Raw genomic sequence first — 24,843 nt, forward strand, 5'->3', positions numbered from 1 at the left:
GATGCGGGAGGCCGACGAACAGTACTTCGAAACGCTCGAAACCCAGCTCGAAGCCGCCTTCGACGTGGCCGAGCGGGCCAAAGAGCGCGGCGGCGACCCGAAGCCAGAAGTCGAGATTCCGACCGCTCGTGACATGGCCGACCGGGTGGAAAACATTCTCGGCATCGACGGCGTGGCCGAGCGGGTGCGAGAGCTGGAGGGACAGATGTCCCGCGAGGAGGCCGCGCTGGAACTGGTCGAGGACTTCGTCAAAGGGACTGTCGGCGACTACGACAGCCGCGAAGGAAAGGTCGAGGGCGCGGTCCGGACCGCGGTCGCCCTGCTGACCGAGGGGGTCGTCGCCGCCCCCATCGAGGGCATCGACCGCGTCGAACTGCTGGAAAACGACGACGGGACGGAGTTCATCAACGTCTACTACGCCGGGCCAATTCGCTCCGCCGGCGGGACCGCACAGGCGCTCTCGGTGCTAGTCGCGGACTACGCCCGCGCGCTGCTGGGCATCGACCAGTACAAGGCCCGCGAGGAGGAAATCGGCCGCTACGCCGAGGAAATCGACCTCTACGACAAGGACACCGGCCTGCAGTACTCACCCAAGGAGAAGGAGACGAAGTTCATCGCCGAGCACATGCCCATCATGCTCGACGGCGAGGCGACCGGCGACGAGGAGGTGTCGGGCTACCGGGACCTCGAACGCGTCGACTCGAACTCCCCGCGGGGCGGGATGTGTCTGGTGCTGGCCGAGGGCATCGCGCTCAAGGCCCCGAAGATTCAGCGCTACACGCGGAACCTAGACGAGGTCGACTGGCCGTGGCTGCAGGACCTCATCGACGGAACCATCGGCAAAGACGAGGCCGACGAAGGAGAGGAAGGAGAGGACGCGAACGGCGACGACGCGGGCGACGGATCGGACGACGACAGGGACGAGGCTGACGAGCAGCCGGGGCCGCCCCGTGTCGAGCCAGCCGACAAATACCTCCGGGACCTCATCGCTGGCCGGCCGGTGTTTTCCCACCCGTCGAAGGCGGGCGGGTTCCGGCTGCGCTACGGCCGGTCGCGCAACCACGGCTTCGCGACAGCCGGCGTCCACCCGGCGACGATGCATCTCGTCGACGACTTCCTCGCGACCGGGACCCAGATCAAGACCGAGCGGCCGGGGAAAGCCGCCGGCGTCGTGCCGGTCGACACTATCGAGGGACCGACCGTCCGCCTCGCCAACGGCGACGTGCGCCGCATCGACGACGCCGAGGAGGCACTGGCAGTCCGCAACGGCGTCGAGAAAATACTCGATCTGGGCGAGTATCTGGTCAACTACGGCGAGTTCGTCGAGAACAACCATCCGCTCGCACCGGCCTCCTACACCGTCGAGTGGTGGGAGCAGGACCTCGCGGCCGCCGGCGCGGACGTGCAGGCGATGCAGGACTCGCCTCACATCGACCTCGCCGACCCGAGCGCCGAGGAAGCCATCGAATGGGCGACCGACTACGACGCCCCGCTGCACCCGAAATACACCTACCTCTGGCACGACGTGAGCGTCGACCAGGTGTGTGCGCTCGCCGACGCCGTCGAGGACGCACATGTCGCACAGGCCGATGGTGCGTACGCCGACCCGGAGATGGACGGCACAGCGGGCGACGCATACAGTGATGCCGGCGCGCTCGTCCTGCCACGGAGCGACACCGTCCAGCAGACGCTCGAACACCTGCTTGTCGAGCACACACAGGACGAGGACACGATTACGGTCACCGACTGGGTGCCGCTGGTGCGGACACTCGGGTTCACCCGGTCGCTAGAGCGGGACTGGACACCGTCGGATCTCTCCGAGCACGCCCGGACCTACGGCGAGAGCGAGTCTGTCGACGCAATCGGCGTTTCGGAGGACACCGAACCCGAAGTCGGGCAGAACGCCATCGAGGCCGTCAACGAAATCGCGCCGTTTCAGGTCCGTGAGCGCGCCCCGACCCGCATCGGCAACCGGATGGGTCGCCCCGAGAAATCCGAGCGGCGGGACCTCTCGCCGGCCGTCCACACGCTCAGCCCCATCGGCGAGGCCGGCGGGGCACAGCGGGACGTGGCTAAGGCGACGAAACACGCTGACGGGATGAGCGATACGCCCGGCCAAGTCGAGGTCGAGGTAGCCCGGCGGCGCTGTCCCGAGTGCGGGACCGAGACCCACCAGGCGGGCTGTCCCGACTGCGGCGGCACCACCGAACCGGTGTACGTCTGCCCCGATTGTGAAGCCGAGGTCGAGCGCGACGAGTCCGGCCGCGCGGAGTGTGCCCGGTGTGAGACGCTCGCCTCGCCGACCCAGTACAAAGTGCTTGACCTGCAGGAGGCGTATCGGGATGCCCTGCAGAACGTCGGCGAGCGCGAGACGGCCTTCGAGCAACTGAAAGCGGTCAAGGGGCTCACCTCCGAGGAGAAGGTGCCGGAGCCGATGGAGAAGGGCATTCTCCGGGCGAAACACGACGTGTCGGCGTTCAAAGACGGCACCGTCCGCTACGACATGACGGATCTGCCGGTGACGGCGGTCCGGGCCTCGGAACTGGATGTCTCCGCCGAGCGACTCCGCGGGCTGGGCTACGAGGAGGACATCCACGGCGACCCGCTGACCCACGACGACCAGCTGGTCGAGCTAAAAGTGCAGGACATCGTTCTCTCGGACGGCGCGGCCGAACACATGCTCCAGACCGCCCGGTTCGTCGACGACCTCCTGGAGCAGTACTACGGGCTGGAGCGGTTCTACGAGTTCGACGACCGCGAAGACCTCGTCGGGGAACTCGTCTTCGGGATGGCCCCTCACACCAGCGCGGCGACGGTCGGCCGCGTAGTCGGCTTCACGTCCGCCGCCGTCGGCTACGCACATCCGTACTTCCACGCCGCCAAGCGCCGGAACTGCTTCCACCCGGACACCCGGCTGTGGTACGAGGATGAGGGCGGCAACTGGGAATACGGCACCATCGAAGAACTGGTCGAGGACCGGCTTGAGGACCCCGAGGAAGACGACTTCGGGACGCTCGTCGAAGAGCTAGACGGTACTCTCACCGTGTCGTCGCTTGGCGAGGACGGCCCCTGTCGCCGGCCCGTCGACGCCGTCTCGAAACACCCCGCTCCGGACCACCTCGTCGAGATTTCCGTCGGAGACCGAACGCTCCGGGTCACGCCCGACCACACGATGCTCCGGGCCGGTCCCGATGGGATCGAGGAGGTCCCGGCGGGCGACCTGACCGCCGGCGACGAACTCCCCGCTTACGACGGCGGCGAAACGACGACGATGACGGCACGCGGCGAGGCTTCGACGGCAGCCACCGACGGCGCAGCCCCGACAGACACCGTCGACGCTGTCGAATACGTCGAAAGCGATGTCGACCACGTCTACTGTCTCACGGTCGCCGACACACACCGGGTGGCCGTCGAAGGTACCTACGTCGGCCAGTGCGACGGCGACGAGGACTGCGTGATGCTCCTGATGGACGGCCTGCTGAACTTCTCGAAGTCGTATCTCCCGAACCAGCGCGGCGGCCAGATGGACGCCCCGCTCGTGATGTCCTCGCGAATCGACCCCAGCGAGATCGACGACGAGGCCCACAACATGGACATCATGGACTCGTATCCGCGGGAGTTCTACGAGGCGACCCGCGAAATAAAAGACCCGACCGAGGTCAAGGAGGTGATGAAAATCGCCGAGGAGACGCTGGGGACCGACCGCGAGTACACGGAGTTCCGCCACACCCACGACACGACCAACATCGCCGCCGGGCCGGACCTTTCGGCGTACAAGACGCTCGGCTCGATGGAGGACAAGATGGACGCCCAGCTGGAGATTTCCCGGAAACTGCGGGCCGTCGTCGAGAGCGACGTGGCCGAGCGTATCATCGAGTACCACTTCTTGCCGGACCTCATCGGCAACCTCCGGGCCTTCTCAAGACAGGAGGTCCGGTGTCTGGACTGCGGAGAGTCGTTTCGGCGCGCCCCGCTGACCGGCGACTGCCGGGAGTGTGGCGGCCGCGTTAATCTCACCGTCCACGAGGGGTCGGTCAACAAGTACATCGATACCGCTATCCGCGTCGCTGATGAGTTCGGCGCGCGGGACTACACGAAACAGCGGCTCAAGATACTGGAACGGAAAATCGAGTCGGTGTTCGAAAACGACCACAACAAGCAGTCAGGTATCGCAGACTTCATGTGAGCGACAGCGTCACCCGGATTCGTCAGGGCGACAGACGAGCGCGTGACAGTCGTCCGACGGGTGTTTTTGACCGTGGCGGTCCTGTCACGGGTATGGCCTCGTCCCGCGATTCAGCACCGCCGTTCGACTCCGGGGACCGGTCGGGTTCCCCGTCACCATCGCCCCGACAGACGCCCAGTACGATCTATCAGATACAGATCGCGCTGTTGCGCTCACAGGTAGCGACACTGGAAACCGCGCTCGAACAGGAACGCGAACACCGTCAGGCTGTCGTTGATCGGTACGAGCGCCTTCTCCACGGGGAATAGTCCGCGACTGGCTGTCGGGACAGTCCGTTGTGTTACTCGTCGCCGAGTTCGACGTAGGTCGTCTCGATGATGCGGCTGTCTCCGTTGAGCCGCTCGATGATGTCCTGTGGCGGCTGTTCGTCGAGGTTGTAAACGGACAGGGCCTCCCCGCCGATGGTCTCGCGGCCGTTGAACATCCCGGCGATGTTGATGTCGGCGTCGCCAAGCACCGTGCCGATGAAACCGATGGTGCCCGGCTCGTCACGGTTCCGGACGACCAGCATGTGCCCGTGTGGGACGGCCTCGATGCGGTGGTCGTCGATACGGACGATGCGGGGCTCCTCGCCGCCGAACTGGGTCCCACAGACGGAGACGGACTCCTCGCCGTCGGAGACGGTGACGGTGATGAGGCTCTGGTAGTCCTCGGAGGTGCGGGTCTTGGATTCGGTCACGTCGATGCCCCGGTCCTCGGCAATCTGGGGGGCGTTGACGGCGTTGACCTGGAGATCCGAGGGGGCGAACACGCCCTTCAGCGCGCTCGCGGTGACGTACTCTACGTCCTGCTCGGCGATGTCGCCGGCGTAGGTGACCTGGACTTCGGACATGTGGCCGCCGAACAGCTGGACGGCGATGCGGCCAGCAGTGTCGGCGAGGTCGAGGTACGGTCCGACCTGCTTGAACGTTGCCTCGTCCAGCGACGGCGCGTTCAGGGCGTTGGCGACGGGCTGGCCGTTGGCCGCGGCGATGATCTGGTCGGCCGTGGAGGTGGCGACGTTCTCCTGTGCCGCCTCCGTAGACGCGCCCAGGTGGGGCGTGACGATGATGTCCTCGACGTCGAGCAGCGGGCTGTCCTCGGGGAGGGGTTCCTCGCCGAACACATCGAGCGCTGCGCCTTTCAGGACGCCGTCCTCGACGGCCTCAGCAAGCGCTGGCTCGTCGATGATGCCGCCGCGGGCACAGTTGACGACGTAGCCGCCCTCGAGTTCGGCGAGTTCCTCCTCGCCGATCATGTTCTCGGTCTCGGGGGTCAGCGGCGTGTGGATGGTGATGAAATCGGACTTGGCGAGGCAGTCTTCGAGGTCGTCGACCAGTTCCGCGCCGAACTGGTCGGCGCGCTCCTGACTGATGTAGGGGTCGAACGTGACGATGTCCATGCCGAGGCTGCCCAGTCGCTTGGCGACCTGCTGGCCGACACGGCCGAAGCCGACGACGCCCAGCGTCTTGTTGTTGACCTCCGTGCCCAGGAACTCGCCTTTCGCCCACTCGCCGCTTTTCAGGCGGTCGTGGGCCTGCGGGATGGAGCGAGCGGTGGCAAACGCCATCGCGACAGAGTGTTCCGCGGCGGCACGGACGTTACCTTCGGGGGCGTTGGCGACGATGACGCCGTGGTCAGTGGCGGCGTCGATGTCGATGTTGTCGACGCCGATGCCGGCCCGGCCGACGATGATGAGGTCGGGCGCGGCCGCGAACACTTCTTCAGTGACTTCGGTGCCCGAGCGGACGATGAGCGCGTTCGCGTCGGCCACTGCGTCGAGGAGCGCGTCGCCCTCGACCTCGTAGGCTGTTTCGACATCGTGGCCCGCCTCACGGAGTCGCGTGAGACCGGCGTCGGCGATAGGGTCCGTGACGAGTACCTTCATACCGAATCGAACTTACTGGGGCGGCATAACGCTTGTTTTCTCCGTCCGAGCAACTACGTGCAAGCACTCGGGCCGGAGCGGTCGCGCCGCTGATGGGGGTGTCCTGCTGAGCGGGACCGTTCAGTGAAAAGGAACCGACTGGGCGTGACCTATCGCCAGGCCGGGAGCGAGAAAGCGTCTGAGAGCGGGGTTGTGAGATAGGCGTCGTCTCGGGTCACGTCAGCGAGGATAAACTGGTCCGTTGGACCCTCTTCAACGGACGCCATGATGTCTCCATCCGCGGCCATCTCGACCGGAGCGACAGGTTCCGACTCCATGCATGATAATATGTAACAACCCTATAAAAATTTAGCGAAACCAAGAGAGGGGAGTGGTATGACGCTGGGCCAACTGTCTGACAATAGTTCATATCCTGTCAGGACTGGTGTGAGCGGGGGAGTGAGTCAGCACAGCTAGAGCCTGATATCTCAACCAATAGCGGTTGAGAAAGGACTTCTGTTCGCGCGCAGAGACGGGCTGTGGATATGGCAGAAGACGTAGTTGTTGCCAAGACACCACGGTCCCTCGGTTTCCGAGATAGCGCTTGCGCAGTCGTCAGAGATAGCCGATGGCCGTACAGCGTTCTACCCGAATGTCGAAAACGGACGGATGTTAAGGACTTAGTAGATGCGGGAAGGAAGTTCTGGCAGTATGAACGTTGCAGACGCTATGACGCCACGCTCGGAGGTCGTCACGGTTACTATACCCGGTACCCGTGATGACGCACTGGAGTACCTCCAAGAGCAGGCCTTCTCGTCGGTCCCGGTTATCAAGGAAACCGACGAGGGCGAAGAGTTCAGAGGGATTATTTCACGCGATGCGCTCATCGAGAGCCCCGACGAGGACCAGCTAGCCCTGCTCGTCGAGGAAGTCCCGACGATCAGCGACGACACGTCTATCGAAGCCGCGGCACGGATGATGGTCGAAGACGGCGAACGTCGCCTGCCCATCGTCGACGGCCAGCTCAAAGGCATCATCACAGTGACCGACGTGATTCGGTCTATCGCGAACGGTGACGTCGACGGCGACCAGATCGTCGGCGACCTCGCCAACCGAGACATCAACTGCGTGTACGAGGGCACGCCCCTGACCGTCGCCGAACGGGAGCTCTCCCACGCGAACGTCCCATACGGCGTCGTACTCGGCGACGACGGCGATATGTCGGGGATGCTCACAGAGGTAGACATCATCGCGGTCGCCCGGGTCGTCGAGGGCGAGGACGACACCGGCGACTCCATCGCCAACCAGGACGACGACTGGGCCTGGGAAGGCATCAAGGCGGTCGGCGGCCGGTACATGCCCACCCGCAACGTCGAACTCCCGGTCGAGCCCGTCCGCGAGTTCATGACCGCCGATGTCGTGACGGTGAACAAGCGCCGCACCGCCGAGGAAGCGGCACAGCTGATGATCGAGCACGACATCGAACAGGTCCCGCTGCTGTCCGGTGACGAACTCACTGGCATCGTACGGGATATCGACCTGCTGCGAGGCCTATGAGCGAAGGCGAACGACTTACCGAGCTGGCCAAGCGTCGCGGTTTCTACTTCCCCTCTTCGAGCGCCTACGGCGGGGCGGCGGGCTTCTGGACCTACGGGCCACAGGGCGCTGCGCTGAAATCGAACATCGAGGACACCTGGCGGGACCGCTATGTCGTCAAGGAGGGCCATCAGGAAATCTCCGCCCCCGACGTGATGCCCGAGCCCGTCTTCGAGGCGTCGGGCCATCTCGACGGCTTCGACGACATGATAGTCGAGTGCGGCGAGTGTGGCGCGACCCACCGCGCGGACCACCTCGTCGAGGACAACACGGACATCGAGGAGGCCGAGTCCCTGCCGAACGAGGAGGTCATGGACCTCATCGCTGAGCACGGCATCGAATGCCCCTCCTGTCACACGTCCCTGGCCGACCAGCCGGTCGACAACTTCAACCTCATGTTCGAGACCAATATCGGGCCGGGGTCGTCGTCGCCGGGCTACCTCCGCCCGGAGACCGCACAGGGCATCTTCGTGGAGTTCCCGCAACTCTCGGAGTACGCCCGGAACCAGCTCCCCTTCGGCGTCGCGCAAATCGGGAAGGCCTACCGCAACGAGATTTCGCCGCGGAAATCTCTCGTCCGCGTCAGGGAGTTCACCCAGGCCGAACTCGAACACTTCGTCGACCCCGAGGAGGACGAGCCGCCGCTTTCGGAGGTCGCCGACGTGACCCTGCCGCTGTACTCCGCCGCCGAGCAGCAGGCCGAGGACGGCGGCCAGCGCGAACTCACGGTCCGCGAGGCCGTCGACGAGGGCGTCGTCGAGAGCGAGTGGGTCGCCTACTACTTGGGCGTCTCCAAGGAGTGGTACGAGCGCATCGGCGTCGACATGGACCGCTTTCGCTACCGCCAGCACCTCGCCGGCGAGCGCGCCCACTACGCCTCCGACTGCTGGGACGCCGAGAGCGAGGTCGACGGCGACTGGATAGAGATTACGGGCTTCGCCTACCGGGGCGACTACGACCTCTCGAAGCACGCCGACCACTCCGGCGAGGACTACACGGTGTTCAAGCAGTACGACGAGCCGGTCACTGTCGAGCGCGCCACCGTCGACCCCGACATGAGCTATCTCGGGCCGGAGTTTGGCGGGTCGGCCGGCGCAGTCGCCGACGCACTCGAAGCGCTGGCCGAGCGGAATCCGGACGCCTTCGACGCCGATGAGGTCACCGTCGAAGTGGACGGGGAGTCCTACACCGTCCCCGTCGCGGAGACGAACTTCAGCGTCGACGAGGTCACCGAGAACGGCGAACACGTCCGGCCACACGTCGTCGAACCCTCCTTTGGCGTGGGACGAATCATCTACACCGTCCTCGCACACTCCTACGAGACCGACGAGGTCGACGGCGAGGAGCGGACCTACCTCGAACTCCCGCCGGAGCAGGCCCCGACGACAGTCGGCGTCTTCCCACTGATGGACAAGGACGGCATGGACGACCTGGCCCGCGACATCGCCGACGACCTCCGGACCGCCGGCCTCTCGGTCACCTACGACGACTCCGGGGCCATCGGTCGCCGCTACCGGCGTCAGGACGAAGTCGGAACGCCGTACTGTGTGACCGTGGATTACGAGAGTCTCGAGGACCGCGAGGTTACGGTGCGCGAGCGCGACACGACCGAACAGAAACGGCTCCCCATCGACGGGCTGGCGGAGACACTCGAACGCCTCAGTATCGGCGACCGCACCTTCGACGACCTGTAGATGGCCGACGAGGTATCCCGGCGGCTCGTCCATGTCACTGGCGCGGCGGTCCCGCTGGCACACCTTGGCTGGCCGGACTTGATTACGTGGCGCGTCGTGCAGGGGTTCCTGGCCGTGGCGCTGGTCGTCGTGTGTGTTCTCGAAGCCGTGCGGCTGACGACCGGGCTGGACTGGGTGGTGTACGACCGGCTCACCCGGGAGTACGAGCAGGACAACCCCGCCGGCTACGCGCTGTACATCGTCGGGATGGCTATCGTCGCCTTCGCCGTCGAACTGCCGGGCGTGACGACCGACGTCGCCGTCCCGGCAATGTTGATGCTCGCCATCGGCGACCCCATCAGCGGCCTGCTGGGCTCGGGCGACGCCAGCAACGTCAAGCAGGCCTGGGTCTTGCTGGTGATGTTCGGCGTCTGCACGCTGCTGGCCGCCCCCTTTGTTCCCCCCGCCGCCGCCGTTCTCGGGGGTGTCGCGGCGACGTTCGCGGACGGGGTCAAGCCCCGCATCGCCGGCTACGTCGTCGACGACAACTTCTCGATTCCGGTGCTGGGCGCGCTGGCGATGTGGGTCGGCGTCCGGTACCTCCCGTTCTGACCGGGCAATTCCCCGGCGTCCACTTTCACCGCGGTATCTGAACCCTTAACCACCGGCGGGACGAACGCGTGGGTAATGGCGACCACCGACGCCGGTGGCGAGCACGTCGAACGCCCGCTGGTGACGCCGGAGTTCCTGGAGAACCGCCGCTACCAGACCGAACTGGCGGAGACGGCAAGCACCGGGCACACGCTCGTCTGTCTCCCGACCGGGCTGGGCAAGACGACAGTCTCGCTGCTGGTGACCGCCGAGCGCCTCCACGCCGTCGGCGGGAAGTCGCTCATGCTGGCCCCGACGAAGCCGCTGGTCCAGCAACACGCCGAGTTCTACCGCGAGGCACTCGAACTGGACGACGAGGAGGTCGTCGTCTTCACCGGCGAGGTCCGGCCCGACGACCGCGCCGCCCTCTGGGAGGACGCCCGCATCGTCATCGCGACGCCGCAGGTCGTCGAGAACGACCTCGTCGGCAACCGCATCTCGCTGGCCGACGTGACCCACTGCACCTTCGACGAGTGCCACCGGGCGACCGGCGACTACGCTTACAACTACATCGCCGACCGCTACCACGCCGACGCCGAGGACCCGCTGGTGACGGGAATGAGCGCCTCGCCCGGCGACGACGAGGAGGCCATCCTCGGAGTGTGTGAGAACCTCGGACTCTCCGAAGTCGCGGTGATGACCGAGGACGACGCCGACGTGGCCGAGTACACCCACGACACCAGCGTGGACTGGAACCGCATCGAACTCCCCGAGGTCGTCGTCGAGATTCGGGACGCAATCAACGAGGTCATCAAGGACCGGCTGGCGCAGTTGAGGGAACTGGGCGTGACGAACAAGTCCTCGGCGGACATCTCCGAGCGCGAGATTCAGGGGATGCAGGCCGACCTCCGGAAACTGATGAACAACGACCAGAGCGAGGGCTACCAGGGGATGAGCCTGCTCGCCGAAATCCGGAAGCTCCGGACCGCCGTCACCTACGTCGAGACCCAGAGCGTCGAGTCCCTGCGGCGGTACTTCGAGCGCCTGAAGGAAGCCGCTCGTTCGTCGGGTGCGTCGAAGGCCGACCAGCGCCTCGTCAGCGAGCCGAAGGTCCGCGAGGCGATACGGAAAGCCGAGTCCTACGACGACCTGCACCCGAAGTTCCGCCAGACTCGAATGCTGCTCGCGGAGACGCTGGGCATCGAGAACGGCGAGCGGGTCATCGTCTTCACCGAGTCCCGCGACACCGCCGAGACGCTCGTGGACTTCCTCTCAGATCACTTTACGACCGAGAAGTTCGTCGGACAGAGCGACACCGACGGCAGCGAGGGGATGACACAGACCCAGCAACAGGAGACGCTGGACCGCTTCCGGAACGGCGAGTTCGAGGTGCTCGTCTCCACCTCCGTCGCCGAGGAGGGCCTGGACGTGCCCGAGGTCGACCTGGTGTTGTTCTACGAGCCGGTGCCGACCGCGATTCGGGCCATCCAGCGGAAGGGCCGGACCGGCCGCCAGGCCGAGGGCCGGGTCGTCGTCCTCCTGGCCGAGGACACCCGCGACGAGGCGTACTTCTGGAAGGCCCGCAACGACCAGAAGCGGATGAAACGCGAACTGAACGAACTCAAAAGCGTCGCCGGCGAACTGGAGGCCCGCCTCGACCAGACCGGGCTCGACGAGTACGAGGACGAAGAGGGGGACGCTTCGGGTGGAACAAAGAGCGAGGAAACCACCACACAGCAGTCGGATTCCACTGGAAACGGGAGGGGTAGCACAGCTAACAAGTCAGCCGATGATACCGACGGCAGCAACGGCCAGGCCGGACTAGACGCCTTCGCGGACGACTCGTCGGAAGCGTCCGGTGGGGATACCGAAGTCAACAGCGACGCGGCGACAGCCGACGAGGGGGATACCGCGACGCCGGACACGGGAACAGTCGCCACTGCCGGCCGCGATGATGAGGACGACCCCGTCGAAATTGTCGCGGACCAGCGGGAACTCGACTCGAACATCGCTCGGGACCTCTCGACGCGGGACGGTATCGAAACCCGACTCGAAACGCTGGCCGTCGGCGACTACGTTCTCTCTGACCGCGTCGTTGTCGAGCGCAAGACCGTCGCCGACTTCATGGACACGCTGACGGGCGGAGACCGGTCGATGTTCGAGCAGGTCGGGGACGCCACGCGAAACTACGGTCGGCCCGTCGTCGTCATCGAAGGCGAGGACCTCTTCGGTGCGCGCAACGTTCACCACAAGGCGATTCAGGGCGCACTCGCGTCGCTGGCGGTCGATTTCGGTGCGAGCGTGTTACGGACCAGTGGGGAGGACGAGACCGCCGATCTGCTGCAAGTCATCGCCGAACGGGAACAGGAGGTGGCCGACCGCGAGGTGAGCGTCCACGGCGAGAAACAGTCGAAGACGCTGCCCGAGCAACAGGAGTACGTCGTCGCCTCCATCGCCGAAGTCGGACCGGTAACCGCGCGCACGCTGCTGGACGCCTTCGGAAGCGTCGAGGCAGTGATGACCGCCGATAAAGAGGCCCTGCTAGAGGTGTCCGGTATCGGCGACGTAACGGCCGACCGGATTCGAGAAGTCATCGCCAGCGACTACGAGCCGTAGCGGTCCGTTCAGAACCGCGCTGCGTCGAGCGCTTCCGCCGCTTCTCGGGCTGCCTGCAGATGTTCGCGAGCCTCGCGTGGGTTCTCGGTGGCCGCGGCGCGCTCGGCGAAGCGGTGAACCGTCTCGGCCAGTAGCGCAGACGCCGCATCGAGATTGGCCTCAATATCGCCGGTGTGACTATCGGTCGTCCGAGTCTGTCGAGCGGAAACAGGGGGGTTCTGTGTCGCTGTCTCACGCGGCTGGTCGTTGGTAGTTCGGCCGCTAGGCTCCGACGACGCACCTCTTCGAGCAGTCTGTGGCGCTGGCTCCGAGTGGTCTGACGCCTGGGTCGACTGGTCACCCCCCGCTTCGGGTGGAGCGGACGAGTTGGGTGTCGACGCCGTCGGTTCGGAGGGAGACTGTGAAGCGGTGTCGGGCTGGGTATGTGCGGTCTCCTGCTGTGCGTGTTCGTCCGTCGCGTCCACCGCATTCTCTGCTGTGTCCTCGGCAGCATCGCCGAACTGGACGCGAGCCTCGTCGCTCGGGTCGGCAACCTCGATCTGGTCACTGTCGTCGGCCTGCCCCGCCTGTTCGTCAGCATCTGACGGGTCTGCCCCGTTTTCCTGCGTGTCGCGCGCGACCGGCTTCTGGCAGGTGGGGCAGAACTCCTGGCCGTCGTAGCGGAAAATGGGGTCGCCGCAGTCGCTGCAGTGGGCGTTGGTCATCGTCGCGCCCTTCAACAGGAGTTCGCTCATCTGCTCGGTCGTCTGGCGCTTCTCGTCTTCCTTCTCGAACTTCTCTCGGAGTTTCTCGCGTTCGGCTTCCTTATCGAAGTCGCTCATACCCGTCACAACGCCGCGGGGCTGAAAACCGTTTACGGGTGATACTGGCTGAACGATGCGCGGCGGAATCGGGGTTTCGACACGTTTAACGTTCGCGCCCGAGCCTTTTCGAATGGTATGACAAAGGTAAGCGTAGTCGGCGCAGCCGGTACGGTCGGCGCAGCCGCAGGGTACAACATCGCGCTCCGCGACATCGCTGATGAAGTCGTTTTCGTGGACATCCCCGATAAGGAGGACGACACGGTCGGGCAGGCAGCTGACACGAACCACGGCATCGCCTACGACTCGAACACGCGCGTCCGGCAGGGCGGCTACGAGGACACCGCTGGCTCCGATGTGGTCGTCATCACGGCCGGCATCCCGCGCCAGCCCGGTCAGACCCGCATTGACCTCGCCGGCGACAATGCGCCTATCATGGAGGACATCCAGTCCTCACTGGACGAGCACAACGACGACTACATCTCGCTGACCACCTCGAACCCCGTCGACCTGCTCAACCGCCACCTCTACGAGGCCGGCGACCGCTCTCGCGAGCAGGTCATCGGCTTCGGCGGCCGCCTCGACTCCGCGCGGTTCCGCTACGTGCTGAGCGAGGAGTTCGACGCACCAGTGCAGAACGTCGAAGGGACGATTCTCGGGGAACACGGCGACGCGCAGGTCCCCGTATTCTCGAAAGTCCGCGTCGACGGGACTGACCCCGAGTTCAGCGACGACGAGAAAGAGCAGTTGCTCGGCGACCTGCAGGAGTCGGCGATGGACGTCATCGAGCGCAAAGGCGCGACCGAGTGGGGGCCAGCCCGCGGCGTCGCACACATGGTCGAAGCCATCCTCCATGACACCGGGGAAGTGCTGCCGGCCTCGGTCAAGCTGGAGGGCGAGTTCGGGCACGAAGACACTGCTTTTGGCGTCCCGGTCCGTCTCGGGAGCAACGGCGTCGAGGAAATCGTCGAATGGGACCTCGACGACTACGAGCAGGACCTGATGGCAGACGCTGCAGAGAAGCTCTCCGACCAGTACGACAAAATCTCGTAACCCGGTCGAGCGGTACTGCGAGCGTTCGGGACTGACGCCCTCCCGGACTGCCTTTTTCGGCTATCGCCGTAAGAGACGCAGCTGTAACTGCGAATCGGCCGTTTGCCGGTCCACGATTGTTACGCGGGGTCGTCTTGGTCGTCAAGCAAATCGCCGTCGCGCCCGTCGTCGTCGATATCAGCACCGAGGAGTGACGCCCACTCTTCGAGGTGTGACTCCGATGTCGAGAGTTCTCGGTGGCTCATGGCGTTATCGGAAGCATCCACGGCATATTATATAATGGTTGTGCCGGCATTGATACTCAATGGTGTATGGAGCGGTTCTACGGGGTAATTCGGGGCTAGCGAACCAGTAAAACGAGAAGCCCGCGTCGATCACTCGGAGCGGATGGTTTCCGGAACCTGAATCGAGTAGTGGCCGTCCTCCTGCAGCGCGATGATGTACTCCTCGCGGTCGTACAACTCCATCAGGTTCAGTTCGTACTGGCCGGGTTCCAGTACTTTGATCGACTCGAACTGGTCGTTGAGTTCCGCTCGGAGTTCCTCCAGATCGGGGCGGTCCTCGCTGTCCGGCTCTGGTGGTGGGTCGGGGTCGGCACCGACGGGACGGAACTGGTGTTCGGATTCGGATGCCGACGGGACGTTCGACGGGAGTTCGTCCGGCTCGACGACATCCCCACGGGCGCTAGCCTGGGCCGAGTCCTCAGTCACAGACGTGCGGTCAGGTTCGGTCGACGGCGAACCGGACGTGTGGGATGGGTCACTCGGCTGTGCGTCAACCGACCGGTCGGCGTCGAAATGGGACTGTTCGGCGTCCCGGTCCCCGTCTGTAGCGGAACCGCTGACGAAGTCTCGTACTGAGGCAGCGGTTTTGCCAACGGTACGAGCGACGGTACTGTCAGGTCCCGGTGGTTCCGGTGGCTCCGCGTCCGGCGTCTCAGAGATGTCGGCTCCTTCGGGCTGATACTGGAACTTGTTCCCGCCGCAGTTGGGACAGCCCGAGAGCATCTCCTTCGACCCGTCGTCGAAGCCACGGCCACACTCCGTACACTGGTGGGGCATTATTTCCGAGAGACGAGGGCGCTGATGAGCGTTTCGTCCTTGTGGAGCGTCTCTATCTGGTTTGCCGGCCCGATAACCGTCAGCTTCTGGGTCGACTGTTTGCCCATCAACCGGTCGAGGATGCTGGCGTCGGCGGCCTCGGACTTGGGGTAGGTCTCGATCTCGATGCCGTTGAACTCGTCCGGACTGATTTCGGTCATCGTCACTTCGATGAGGCGGGACTCCTCGTCGGGGGAGAGCCCCTCTTCAAGGATGACGATGTTGCCGTCGCGGACGCCATCGAGAATCATCCGAATTTTTTCCATCGAGGCCAGCCCCGCCATGCGTTCGCCGCTGATGAGGTCGATCTGGACGCCGTCGTCTGGGTCTTTGACTTCCGCCATTATATCACCCGAAGTACTCCGCGATTTTGTCGTAGACTTCGTCCATGTTGTCTCCCTCAAGCGCTGATAGCGGAATCGTCTCGTGCTGTGGGTATGCGTTTCGGATGCGCTGGACCGAAGATTCTTCAAGATCGATTTTGTTCGCGAGGATCAGCACCGGAAGGTCCTGGCTCTCGATGATGCCGATGAGCATGGTGTTGACCTGCGTGAACGGATCGGTCGCAGAGTCGAGTACGTAAATAACACCATCGACATCCTCGCGGAGCCAGTGCATCGCTTCAGCGACGCCCTCAGTCGCTTCGCGGGAGCGACGGACGGCGTCGTCTTTCTCCATGTCGTGTTCAAGGAACTCGGTGTAATCGACCTTCGTCGTCACGCCGGGGGTGTCGACGATATCGATTGTCACTTTCTTCCCGTCGCGTTCGATCTCGACGTTCTCCTTTCGGCGCGCACGGCGAGTCTCGTGTGGAACGTGACTCTCTGGGCCGACAGCATCGCCGGTCCAATCACGTGCAATGCGGTTCGCCAGCGTCGTCTTACCGGCGTTCGGCGGGCCGTAGATCCCGATACGCTTCGGGTCCTCTTCGGAGAACAGCGTCGATGCCGCGCGTGAAATACTATCTTTGAGGTTTGTTAACAATCCCATCCTATCCTCCCGCCGCCCGGAGTCGTCCGGTATGGCGGCTCTGCCCGTAAAAGATAGGCGAATTCACTTAAGCCTACGTCAGACATTAGTCCCTATTCTGACATGGTGGGGCATAGCACAGATCAGCGTGCGGGCGTTGGGACGGAGACGAGCGAAAAGGGGGGACTATTCGAGTCAGCCCATCCTGACCCACGCGAGATGTATGTGGGTGTACCAACACAGCCCCCCACCCCTTCGTTTCAGGTGGAACGCCGCACACCCCTGGGGAGGGGTGGGAGACTTATCGGTCAAATTGGGAGCGCACTAGTTCTTCAGATCAGCGCGATACGTGATTTCACTAGCTAGAGCGGTCTAGACACTAGAAAACTGAACACTAACTCCTACTGACTATCTGTTTTACCTGGTGCGGGTTTAGTTTACGATATACCATATTAAATCTTTTCTCTTGTTACAGTACATTGTCGGCCTCCCTCCCCCCTCCCCCCGGGCCTGCTTCTAGTTCCACTGGAAACGAAGGGGTGGGGGGGTTACCCTGTTGGAGTCGGGTTCCGCTGCAAGCACCGGCTCCTCATGCGCTACCCTCATATTCACACAGCGTACCCGCTCCCGAAACTGCACCACCATTCTCTTACTCTCCGATCACTAGCTGCTGTATACTGCCCGTTTCACCCCAGTGAGATCGAAGCTATATTTCCCTTTATGACAACAGTACTCATGCGACAGAAAATATAAATATATCAACACACATCTTTCACAGGTGGTGTACCGAAATATTTAATATCGAATCACGGTACGGTTCATGTGGTTCAACTGGACACACCGGAGAGCGCTGATGCTCACTAACAACGGCACTGACGCACTCCTCGCTCCCTCTGTTCCGGTGTCTCCAACTCTCTCCACACGAAACGAAGGGGACCCCTCGATCGACTATGACTGACGAAAGCAACAACTCGGCCCCGGAATCCGATCTGTCGACACCAGAAACGTCGAACGATGCCGACGGGTCCGACGGGCACCCCGGCTCCGAAACGGACCCCGACATATCGACCGGGCCATCAGATCTCGACGATGTCATTCTCGACAATCTCGATACCGGATCCGATGATCCCTCAGACGAAGCGTCCCGTGGCCTGTTCGACGACCTTCTCGAAGGGGAACCCATTTTCGAGAACAAGGAGGTCCTTCGCCCCTCGTATACGCCACACAAACTCCCCCACCGCGAGGAGCAGATCAACAACATGGCGACGATTCTCGTTACCGCCTTGCGCGGTGATACGCCGTCGAATATCCTCATCTACGGCAAGACGGGAACAGGGAAAACCGCGTCCGCGAAGTTCGTCAGCGAGGAACTCGAAACGACCTCACAGAAGTACGAGGTTCCCTGTGAGGTCGAGTATATCAACTGCGAGGTGACCGACACCCAGTACCGCGTACTGGCTCAGCTCGCGAATAAGTTCATCGACAAGAATGCCCGGCTCATCGACGACCGAATCGCCGAACTCGAAGACCTCCAGTCGCGCGCACGCGAGAACACGGCGGCTGCACTCGAAGAGACGGCGTTTGACTCTCTCGACGACATCGAAACCGAAATCAGTTCGCTGGAAGCAGACAAGGCGGAGTTCGAGGAAGTGCCGATGACCGGGTGGCCAACGGATCGGGTCTACAGCTCCTTTTTCGACGCAGTCGACTACCACGAGCGCGTGGTCGTCATTATGCTCGACGAGATTGACAAGCTCGTCGAGAAAAGCGGCGACGATACCCTGTATAACCTCTCCCGGATGAACTCCGAACTGGAGAACTCCCGCGTCTCGATTATGGGCATTTCTAACGACCTGAAGTTCACTGATTTCCTCGATCCTCGGGTCAAATCAAGCCTCGGAGAGGAGGAGATCGTCTTCCCGCCATACGATGCGAATCAGCTCCGGGACATCCTACAGGCACGCTCCGACGTGGCGTTCAAAAATGACGCGCTCACCGAGGATGTCATCCCGCTGTGTGCGGCCTTCGCTGCACAGGAACACGGGGACGCACGTCGTGCGCTTGACCTCCTCCGGACTGCGGGCGAACTCGCCGAGCGCGACCAGACCGACAACGTCCTCGAAGACCACGTCCGCCAAGCTCAGGAGAAGATCGAACTCGACCGCGTCGTCGAGGTCGTCCGGACGCTTCCCACCCAGTCGAAGATCGTCCTTTTCGCCATCATCCTTCTGGAGAAAAACGGCGTCCACAACATCAACACCGGCGAGGTATTCAACATCTACAAGAACCTCTGTGAGGAGATCGACGCCGATATCCTGACACAGCGCCGCGTCACTGACCTCATTTCGGAACTCGATATGCTCGGCATCGTCAACGCCGTCGTTGTCTCGAAGGGCCGATACGGACGGACGAAAGAAATCTCGCTGTCGGTTCCAACCGAGGAGACGGAGGCGGTACTGCTGTCCGACTCACGACTTGGCGATATCGACGACGTCCAGCCGTTCGTGCAGGCCCGCTTTGACAACTGATCTGCGGATTGCCTGACCGCCCGGCAGTCTCCGCCGTCGCAGGTGAAACAGTCATCCTATCGAGAGTGGCGAGCTACCCGGACGCAGTCGTGTTCATGGCTGTCGACGTTGTTTCGCTCGTTACTGCCGGTTCTGCCCCGCTTGGTACCACATCGGTCGCTCCAGCCTGGTTCCACTGGAGTCGGACCTGTCCCAGCAGTGGGACCCGCATTTCCGCGGTACCGATGACCCACCCGGGCTTGACCGGTTCGCTGATTGGGCTGGAGCCGACCTGGTCGTACCGGCCGTTGTTGTCGCCCTTGGTGATGAAGCCGGCGTGGTCGGCCGGACAGGAGCTGAGTTCGTCACAGCTGTCCGCACTCCCGATGTAGTCCTTGTTCGCCCGGTCGTACCAGTTCTCCCCGGCATCAACCCACAGCATCGCTCGGTGGATGATCGGGGTCTGCCGACTGTTGCCGTCGGGCTCGTATACGATAACGTCGCCCGGTTGCTGGAACTTCCGATAGCTGTCGTCGTTCGCCGCAGTAACGACACCCCTGTGATCACCTGGGCCGGAGAACCGCTCCTCTTCCATCACGAACACGAGGTCGCCTTCCTTGATATGCGGGTCCATGCTCGGGCTTTCGATAGCGACCAGTGGGGGCCACACGCCGCTAACGGCGAACAGCAACACCCCGACAAGCAGGACTGAACCGGCGCTACTGACGATATCGGTCACGTACATCATCCCTCCCGGTCCCTCGGTTCCGTCCCCGTCCGACGACCGATGGTCTGACCCGGCCATTCGTACCACGAATACTCGGAGGCGGCCAATCAACCTTCTGTTGTTACAGCGACCACTACCGTCCGAGTCAGTCAACTTGCCGCTGGCGCTGAAGCTTCTCCGACCCTTATAGTCGCTGCTGTGTGCCATAGCTGGGACGGCTGGACCCGGACGTACCCGAGACGCGGGATTCGGAAGATTCCGGTTCCAATAACCCACTGCGGGCGCACAACAGTACTCGCTCCGGTCACCTGATCGTATCTCGTGTTGGTCACTTTGTTGTCACCTTTCGTAATAAACCCAGCGTGGGGGGCCGGGCAGTTCCGAAGCTCGTCGCAACTGTCCGCGCTTCCGATGTATGTCTGGTTCGCTCGGTCGTACCAGTTCTCGCCGGCATCAACCCACAGCATCGACCGGTGGATAATCGGCGTTCGCTGTTCGTTACCGTTGGGTTCGAAGACGATGACATCTCCGGACTGCTGAAAGGTCCGATACCCGGTTTCGGCCCCGGTTGCCGCCGTTACAACGCCGTGACGCGCCTCCTGTCCGGGGAACCGTTCTGCGTCCATGACAAACACCATGTCACCGGTGTCGATGTGTGGCTCCATGCTCCCGCTCTCGATTGCGACAAGCGGGGGCCACACTCCGCTGACGGCAAACAGGAGCGCACCGACGAGCATGACCGCTCCGACGCTCGTACTGATGTCGCGGACGTACAGGCCGAGACGAAACGTTGGGCTGGTGTCAGCAGCCTCCTCCGTCTCGTCTGGCGACGTGCTGCTGGTCGATTCGTCCCGGCCCATCCTACCTCGGATTGCCGACAGCGGGGTATCAATCTTGTGACGACTGTCGGTCCGCTATCCTTTTGCCCGCAGACACTGAGTGTGGAACGTGCCTCTGGAGACGCCGGCACGAATCGTCAGCGAACTCGCGAGCCGCGGCTACAACGCGGAGCGCGAAGCAGTGACGCGGATCGCCGATACCCCGGATCCATCGGCGACACTGGAACGCGCACTCGAAACCCTGCCCGATGACGCGCTGAAGCTGACAACCGACCACGTCGAATCTGTGATTGAGACGGCAGAAGACGCGGGAAGCACGCCGAAAACCGGACCAGGCGCAGGAGACGAAATTACCGGCACCCCTCCCAATCCACACCCCTCCGTTTCAACTGGAATGAGTGCAGCCGCGTCGACCGAACCGGGTACGTCTTCTCCACCTGAAACGGAGGGGTCACGGGATGTGGACACATCCCTCCGGGCAATCGAGGTCGCGAACGACATGACCGGTCAGTCAACTGGGACCGGCGAGTACTCGGACTTCGTCTCGGTGTTCCGGGACCGCTACGAGAAACTGGCGAGCAAACTCCGTGGCAGAGTGAACCACCGGCCGACCGACGCAATCGAAAACATGGGTGGCGGCAGCGACGCGGCGCTCATCGGGATGGTCTCGGACATCCGCTCGACCGCCAGCGGGCACTGGCTCGTCGAACTGGAGGACACGAACGGGACCTTCCCCTGTCTGGTGATGAAAGACCGCCCTATCGCCGACCTCGTCCAGCAGTTGCTCATGGACGAGGTCATCGCCGTCGAGGGAACGCTGGCCGACGACGCCGGCATCCTGTTTGTGGACTCGCTGTACTTCCCGGACGTGCCCCGAACGCACAGCCCCTCGACCGCTGACCGTCACGTTCAGGCGGCACTCATCTCAGACATCCACGTCGGCAGCCAGGAGTTCATGGAGGACGCCTGGCACCGCTTCACGGACTGGCTCCACACCCCAGAGGCTGAGACTGTCGAGTATCTCCTCATCGCCGGCGACATGGTCGAGGGCGTCGGCATTTACCCTGAGCAAGACGAGGAACTGGACATCATCGACATCTACGACCAGTACCGCGCATTCTCGGAGTACCTCAAGGAGGTTCCGGGCGATATGGAAATCCGGATGATTCCGGGCAACCACGACGCCGTCCGACTGGCCGAGCCCCAGCCCGGCTTCGACGAGGAACTCCGGGACATCATGACTGCCCACGACGCTCAGGTCCACTCTAATCCCTCGTTGGTCACCGTCGAGGGCGTCACGGTGCTGCTGTACCACGGCGTCTCGCTGGACGAGGTCATCGCCGAACTTCCGGATGAGGAGGCCAGCTACGAGGAGCCACACAAGGCGATGTACCAGCTCCTGAAGAAGCGCCACGTCGCGCCGCAGTACGGCGGTCACACCCGGCTCGCCCCCGAGGACCGCGACTATCTGGTCATGGAGGAGGTCCCGGACGTGTTTCACACTGGCCACGTCCACAAGCTCGGCTGGGGCGAGTACCACAACGTCGTTGCGCTGAACTCCGGGTGCTGGCAGGCCCAGACCGCGTTCCAGAAGAGCGTCAACATCGACCCCGACGCCGGCTTCGCGCCGATTCTGGACCTGGATACGCTTTCGATGACGGTCCGGAAGTTTACCTAACCACCTTTTTCCGCCTCGGGTGCGCGGAGCGCACCGCTTGGCGCAAGAACGTGGGCGAAAAAGGTGCGAATCGCGCAGCGATTCGCGTGAAACCGCGCGCCGATGGCGCGCGGTATGCTACTACCATTCACGCCAGCAGGCCTGCCCTTCCCCGGGTCGCTTCGGGTGCGACAGTCGTCGCACCACTTGCTCCCGGCCGGAGGAGTCGTCTACTCGTTCTTCTAGAAGCAAGATAACGGCTCTACTTGGCTTTCTACCCCGAATCTACCCGGTAACAGCGCGAAGAATCACCGGTATCTCGTAGCAGTGGCGGGCCTCACCGGTGGAGTCGCAGTTAAGACCCGTCAGCCGAAAGCGGAGTGTATGAGTGACGACCAAGACCACGGATTCGAAACCGACGCCTTGCACGTCGGGCAGGAAGAGCCGGACGCCGAGACCCGCTCTCGCGCGCCGCCGCTGTACCAGACCACCTCCTACGTCTTCGAAGACGCCGAGGACGCCGCAAAGCAGTTCGCACTGGAGAAGCCGGGCCACATCTACTCGCGGCTGATGAACCCCACAGTTGGGATGCTGCAGGAACGGCTGGCGGCGCTTGAGGGCGGGGTCGGTGCGGTCGCAACCGCCTCCGGGATGGCGTCGTTAAACCTCGCCACCTTCCTGCTCGCCGATGTCGGCGACAACGTCGTCACCGCATCGTCGCTGTACGGCGGGACCTACACCTACTACACCCACACTTCGCCGCGCAACGGCGTTGAGACCCGCTTCGTCGACACGCTTGACTACGACGCCTACGCCGAGGCCATCGACGAGAACACCGCCTACGTCCACTGTGAGACCATCGGCAACCCGTCGCTCGTCACGCCCGACTTCGAACGCCTCGCCGAAATCGCTCACGACCATGGTGTCCCCTTCTTTGTCGACAACACCTTCGCGACACCGTACCTCTGTAACCCAATCGAGCACGGGGCTGACCTCGTCTGGAACTCCACGACGAAGTGGATCCACGGCCACGGCACCACCGTCGGCGGCGTCCTCGTCGATGGCGGCTCCTTCCCGTGGGAGGAACACGCCGACAAGTACCCCGAAATTGCCGGTGACAACCCCGCGTACCACGGTGTCAACTTCCGGGAGCGATTCGAGGACGCGGCCTTCACCTACGCCGCTATCGCTCGCGGGCTCCGTGACCTGGGCTGCCAGCAGTCGCCCTTCGACGCGTGGCAGACGATGCAGGGTCTGGAGACGCTGCCCGCACGGATGGACCGCCACTGTGACAACGCCATGGGGGTTGCCGAGTTCCTCGCTGACCACCCCGAAGTATCGTGGGTCACATACCCCGGCCTCGACGACCACGAAACGCACGACACCGCCAGCAAATACCTCGACGGCGGCTACGGCGGCATGATAACGTTCGGCCTCGACGCGGGCTACGACGCCGCCCGGACGACCGTCGAATCGACCGAGATTGCGTCGCTGCTGGCCAACGTCGGCGACGCGAAGACGCTCATCATCCACCCGGCCTCGACCACCCACCAGCAGCTCACGGACGAGGAGAAGGCCGCCGCTGGCGTCACTGACGACATGGTTCGTCTCTCTGTTGGCACTGAGTCTGTCGAAGACATCAAAGCCGACCTCGACCAGGCAATCGGCCAGGCAACTAACTAACGAAGAATACGGTATTCTACAGAACTTTTCTGAACGTGCGTATCAAAGTACTGCAATAATTCACCTATTCATTAGGCTTATTACGGGAGAAGACAATGCATTCAATGAACCGTCGCTGGTAGCGAGCACGCGTCGGTTCACGCTCAACCATACTCTGTCATTGGTCCGACAACGACTGCTCGCGTCCGTGGGGAGCGTGCCTCTCCCCGTTTGTTCTCCGTCTACCGTGCAGCGTACAGGTCGTGACCGTGAGCGACAAAAACAGAGATTCGTTACAGGATTCCTTCGGCTTCCAGCAGCTCGTACAGTTCGTCCATTGTCTCGACTGTCGTGTCACACGACGGCGCGACGGCCGGTTTCGGGTCGAAGCCGATAGCCAGGTTCGACACTTCGAGCATCGGGAGGTCGTTGGCCCCGTCGCCGACGGCAACAGTCGCGTCCCGGTCTTCGCCGGTGACGGCGGTGACGACTTCCATCGCGTCGTCTTTCGTCCCGGAGATGAGCGGCCCGCGCACCTCGCCGGTCAGCTTTCCGTCTGCCACGGGCAGTCGGTTGGCGACGATGGCGTCGACCTCGACCCCCTCCGTTTCGAGTGCAGCCTCGACGCCGCGCTCAAACCCTCCAGTGAGGATAGCGACGTAGACGCCGGCGTCTCGTAGCGCAGTGATGACCTCGGCTGCACCCGGACGCAGGGCGACCTCACTGAAGGCCGCCCGGGCCTGTTCATCCGAGAGGCCTTCCAGCAGCGCACAGCGCTGGCGCAGGCTCTCGGCGTACTCGATTTCGTCGTTCATCGCGCGCTCGGTGATGTCGGCCATGTCCTCGGCCGTCCCGTTCTGGCTCCCGAGCAGGACCGTCATCTCCGAATCGGAGAGCGTCCCGTCGAAGTCGAAGGCGACTAGCATTACCCGTCCGTTTCACGTGGAGGGTTTCAAACTAT

The 24,843-nt window shown here is 63.3% G+C and carries 20 protein-coding genes; 10 read left to right on the forward strand and 10 right to left on the reverse strand.

What is annotated here, in order from left to right:
• The first annotated feature begins 1 nt into the window (after position 1).
• Both D3D01_RS08955 and D3D01_RS08960 read left to right on the forward strand, forming a co-directional pair.
• Complete coding sequence (locus D3D01_RS08955; RefSeq protein ID WP_121511954.1) at positions 2-4,186, forward strand: DNA-directed DNA polymerase II large subunit; 4,185 nt, start codon at positions 2-4, stop codon at positions 4,184-4,186.
• A gap of 92 nt (positions 4,187-4,278) precedes the next feature.
• On the forward strand, positions 4,279-4,494 hold the full coding sequence (locus tag D3D01_RS08960; protein WP_053966800.1) for a hypothetical protein: 216 nt from the start codon (positions 4,279-4,281) through the stop codon (positions 4,492-4,494).
• A 32-nt stretch (positions 4,495-4,526) separates the two neighbouring features.
• Here the strand turns inward: D3D01_RS08960 and serA are convergent, their stop codons facing one another.
• Together serA and D3D01_RS24030 are read right to left on the reverse strand one after the other, a co-directional pair.
• Positions 4,527-6,113, reverse strand: coding sequence for a phosphoglycerate dehydrogenase (gene serA / locus D3D01_RS08965; RefSeq protein ID WP_101351365.1), 1,587 nt, complete (start codon positions 6,111-6,113; stop codon positions 4,527-4,529).
• Positions 6,114-6,262: 149 nt separating this feature from the next.
• The gene (locus D3D01_RS24030) at positions 6,263-6,430 is read right to left on the reverse strand and encodes a hypothetical protein (RefSeq protein WP_199725381.1); all 168 of its coding nucleotides are present in this window, start codon (positions 6,428-6,430) and stop codon (positions 6,263-6,265) included.
• Between the two features lie 373 nt (positions 6,431-6,803).
• On the opposite strand from D3D01_RS24030, the gene D3D01_RS08970 reads away from it, so the two are divergent.
• The 4 genes from D3D01_RS08970 to D3D01_RS08985 all read left to right on the forward strand — a co-directional run bounded on the left by D3D01_RS08970 (position 6,804) and on the right by D3D01_RS08985 (position 12,568).
• Positions 6,804-7,649: a CBS domain-containing protein gene (locus D3D01_RS08970; RefSeq protein ID WP_121511955.1), complete on the forward strand. Its 846-nt coding sequence runs from the start codon at positions 6,804-6,806 to the stop codon at positions 7,647-7,649.
• The gene (glyS, locus tag D3D01_RS08975) at positions 7,646-9,382 is read left to right on the forward strand and encodes a glycine--tRNA ligase (RefSeq protein ID WP_121511956.1); all 1,737 of its coding nucleotides are present in this window, start codon (positions 7,646-7,648) and stop codon (positions 9,380-9,382) included. Before D3D01_RS08970 ends, glyS begins: the two co-directional genes overlap by 4 nt.
• Complete coding sequence (locus D3D01_RS08980; protein WP_101351368.1) at positions 9,383-9,973, forward strand: dolichol kinase; 591 nt, start codon at positions 9,383-9,385, stop codon at positions 9,971-9,973.
• A 75-nt stretch (positions 9,974-10,048) separates the two neighbouring features.
• A complete protein-coding gene (locus D3D01_RS08985; protein WP_121511957.1) occupies positions 10,049-12,568 on the forward strand; it encodes a DEAD/DEAH box helicase in 2,520 nt (839 codons plus the stop codon).
• Between the two features lie 8 nt (positions 12,569-12,576).
• Here the strand turns inward: D3D01_RS08985 and D3D01_RS08990 are convergent, their stop codons facing one another.
• Positions 12,577-13,389 (reverse strand): Sjogren's syndrome/scleroderma autoantigen 1 family protein, encoded by an 813-nt coding sequence (locus tag D3D01_RS08990; protein ID WP_101351370.1) that lies wholly within the window; start codon positions 13,387-13,389, stop codon positions 12,577-12,579.
• Positions 13,390-13,506: 117 nt separating this feature from the next.
• Here D3D01_RS08990 and mdh point away from each other — a divergent pair, with 117 nt between their 5' ends.
• Entirely contained in the window at positions 13,507-14,421 is a 915-nt protein-coding gene (mdh, locus tag D3D01_RS08995) for a malate dehydrogenase (RefSeq protein ID WP_005536799.1), read from the forward strand.
• Between the two features lie 119 nt (positions 14,422-14,540).
• Here the strand turns inward: mdh and D3D01_RS24820 are convergent, their stop codons facing one another.
• From D3D01_RS24820 to D3D01_RS09010, 4 genes are all read right to left on the reverse strand, one after another.
• On the reverse strand, positions 14,541-14,666 hold the full coding sequence (locus D3D01_RS24820) for a hypothetical protein (protein ID WP_255410203.1): 126 nt from the start codon (positions 14,664-14,666) through the stop codon (positions 14,541-14,543).
• A 129-nt stretch (positions 14,667-14,795) separates the two neighbouring features.
• On the reverse strand, positions 14,796-15,482 hold the full coding sequence (locus D3D01_RS09000; RefSeq protein ID WP_101351372.1) for a Zn-ribbon containing protein: 687 nt from the start codon (positions 15,480-15,482) through the stop codon (positions 14,796-14,798).
• Positions 15,482-15,865 carry a DUF2073 domain-containing protein gene (locus D3D01_RS09005; RefSeq protein ID WP_004517591.1) on the reverse strand — a complete coding sequence of 128 codons (384 nt, stop codon included), beginning with the start codon at positions 15,863-15,865 and terminating at the stop codon, positions 15,482-15,484. Before D3D01_RS09005 ends, D3D01_RS09000 begins: the two co-directional genes overlap by 1 nt.
• Before the next feature lie 4 nt (positions 15,866-15,869).
• The gene (locus tag D3D01_RS09010; RefSeq protein WP_004590329.1) at positions 15,870-16,511 is read right to left on the reverse strand and encodes an Era-like GTP-binding protein; all 642 of its coding nucleotides are present in this window, start codon (positions 16,509-16,511) and stop codon (positions 15,870-15,872) included.
• Between the two features lie 929 nt (positions 16,512-17,440).
• Between D3D01_RS09010 and D3D01_RS09015 the strand changes: the two genes are divergently transcribed.
• Positions 17,441-19,018 carry a Cdc6/Cdc18 family protein gene (locus tag D3D01_RS09015; RefSeq protein WP_101348828.1) on the forward strand — a complete coding sequence of 526 codons (1,578 nt, stop codon included), beginning with the start codon at positions 17,441-17,443 and terminating at the stop codon, positions 19,016-19,018.
• A 73-nt stretch (positions 19,019-19,091) separates the two neighbouring features.
• Here the strand turns inward: D3D01_RS09015 and D3D01_RS09020 are convergent, their stop codons facing one another.
• Together D3D01_RS09020 and D3D01_RS09025 are read right to left on the reverse strand one after the other, a co-directional pair.
• The gene (locus D3D01_RS09020) at positions 19,092-19,745 is read right to left on the reverse strand and encodes a S26 family signal peptidase (protein ID WP_121512101.1); all 654 of its coding nucleotides are present in this window, start codon (positions 19,743-19,745) and stop codon (positions 19,092-19,094) included.
• Positions 19,746-19,873: 128 nt separating this feature from the next.
• Complete coding sequence (locus tag D3D01_RS09025; RefSeq protein WP_121511958.1) at positions 19,874-20,584, reverse strand: S26 family signal peptidase; 711 nt, start codon at positions 20,582-20,584, stop codon at positions 19,874-19,876.
• Positions 20,585-20,672: 88 nt separating this feature from the next.
• Here D3D01_RS09025 and D3D01_RS09030 point away from each other — a divergent pair, with 88 nt between their 5' ends.
• Together D3D01_RS09030 and D3D01_RS09035 are read left to right on the forward strand one after the other, a co-directional pair.
• Positions 20,673-22,241, forward strand: a complete 1,569-nt coding sequence (locus tag D3D01_RS09030; RefSeq protein ID WP_121511959.1) for a DNA-directed DNA polymerase II small subunit — start codon at positions 20,673-20,675, stop codon at positions 22,239-22,241.
• Between the two features lie 363 nt (positions 22,242-22,604).
• The gene (locus D3D01_RS09035) at positions 22,605-23,903 is read left to right on the forward strand and encodes an O-acetylhomoserine aminocarboxypropyltransferase/cysteine synthase family protein (RefSeq protein ID WP_121511960.1); all 1,299 of its coding nucleotides are present in this window, start codon (positions 22,605-22,607) and stop codon (positions 23,901-23,903) included.
• 272 nt (positions 23,904-24,175) lie between these two features.
• Here D3D01_RS09035 and serB read toward each other — a convergent pair whose 3' ends face one another.
• The gene (gene serB / locus D3D01_RS09040; RefSeq protein ID WP_101348832.1) at positions 24,176-24,808 is read right to left on the reverse strand and encodes a phosphoserine phosphatase SerB; all 633 of its coding nucleotides are present in this window, start codon (positions 24,806-24,808) and stop codon (positions 24,176-24,178) included.
• Positions 24,809-24,843 lie beyond the last annotated feature (35 nt).

The sequence above is a fragment of the Haloarcula sp. Atlit-7R genome, assembly GCF_003666065.1.
GTDB classification, from domain to species: domain Archaea; phylum Halobacteriota; class Halobacteria; order Halobacteriales; family Haloarculaceae; genus Haloarcula; species Haloarcula taiwanensis.

Bases quoted from the DNA above. Each gene is read 5' to 3' on its own strand.
- D3D01_RS08980 (WP_101351368.1), top strand. From the start codon at position 9,383: ATGGCCGACGAGGTATCCCGGCGGCTCGTCCATGTCACTGGCGCGGCG.
- serB (WP_101348832.1), bottom strand. From the start codon at position 24,808: ATGCTAGTCGCCTTCGACTTCGACGGGACGCTCTCCGATTCGGAGATG.
- D3D01_RS09020 (WP_121512101.1), bottom strand. From the start codon at position 19,745: ATGATGTACGTGACCGATATCGTCAGTAGCGCCGGTTCAGTCCTGCTT.
- mdh (WP_005536799.1), top strand. From the start codon at position 13,507: ATGACAAAGGTAAGCGTAGTCGGCGCAGCCGGTACGGTCGGCGCAGCC.
- D3D01_RS09035 (WP_121511960.1), top strand. From the start codon at position 22,605: ATGAGTGACGACCAAGACCACGGATTCGAAACCGACGCCTTGCACGTC.
- D3D01_RS09010 (WP_004590329.1), bottom strand. From the start codon at position 16,511: ATGGGATTGTTAACAAACCTCAAAGATAGTATTTCACGCGCGGCATCG.
- glyS (WP_121511956.1), top strand. From the start codon at position 7,646: ATGAGCGAAGGCGAACGACTTACCGAGCTGGCCAAGCGTCGCGGTTTC.
- D3D01_RS24820 (WP_255410203.1), bottom strand. From the start codon at position 14,666: ATGAGCCACCGAGAACTCTCGACATCGGAGTCACACCTCGAAGAGTGG.
- D3D01_RS09000 (WP_101351372.1), bottom strand. From the start codon at position 15,482: ATGCCCCACCAGTGTACGGAGTGTGGCCGTGGCTTCGACGACGGGTCG.
- D3D01_RS09005 (WP_004517591.1), bottom strand. From the start codon at position 15,865: ATGGCGGAAGTCAAAGACCCAGACGACGGCGTCCAGATCGACCTCATC.
- D3D01_RS08960 (WP_053966800.1), top strand. From the start codon at position 4,279: ATGGCCTCGTCCCGCGATTCAGCACCGCCGTTCGACTCCGGGGACCGG.
- D3D01_RS08955 (WP_121511954.1), top strand. From the start codon at position 2: ATGCGGGAGGCCGACGAACAGTACTTCGAAACGCTCGAAACCCAGCTC.
- D3D01_RS08990 (WP_101351370.1), bottom strand. From the start codon at position 13,389: ATGAGCGACTTCGATAAGGAAGCCGAACGCGAGAAACTCCGAGAGAAG.
- D3D01_RS09025 (WP_121511958.1), bottom strand. From the start codon at position 20,584: ATGGGCCGGGACGAATCGACCAGCAGCACGTCGCCAGACGAGACGGAG.
- serA (WP_101351365.1), bottom strand. From the start codon at position 6,113: ATGAAGGTACTCGTCACGGACCCTATCGCCGACGCCGGTCTCACGCGA.
- D3D01_RS09015 (WP_101348828.1), top strand. From the start codon at position 17,441: ATGACTGACGAAAGCAACAACTCGGCCCCGGAATCCGATCTGTCGACA.
- D3D01_RS08985 (WP_121511957.1), top strand. From the start codon at position 10,049: ATGGCGACCACCGACGCCGGTGGCGAGCACGTCGAACGCCCGCTGGTG.
- D3D01_RS24030 (WP_199725381.1), bottom strand. From the start codon at position 6,430: ATGGAGTCGGAACCTGTCGCTCCGGTCGAGATGGCCGCGGATGGAGAC.
- D3D01_RS08970 (WP_121511955.1), top strand. From the start codon at position 6,804: ATGAACGTTGCAGACGCTATGACGCCACGCTCGGAGGTCGTCACGGTT.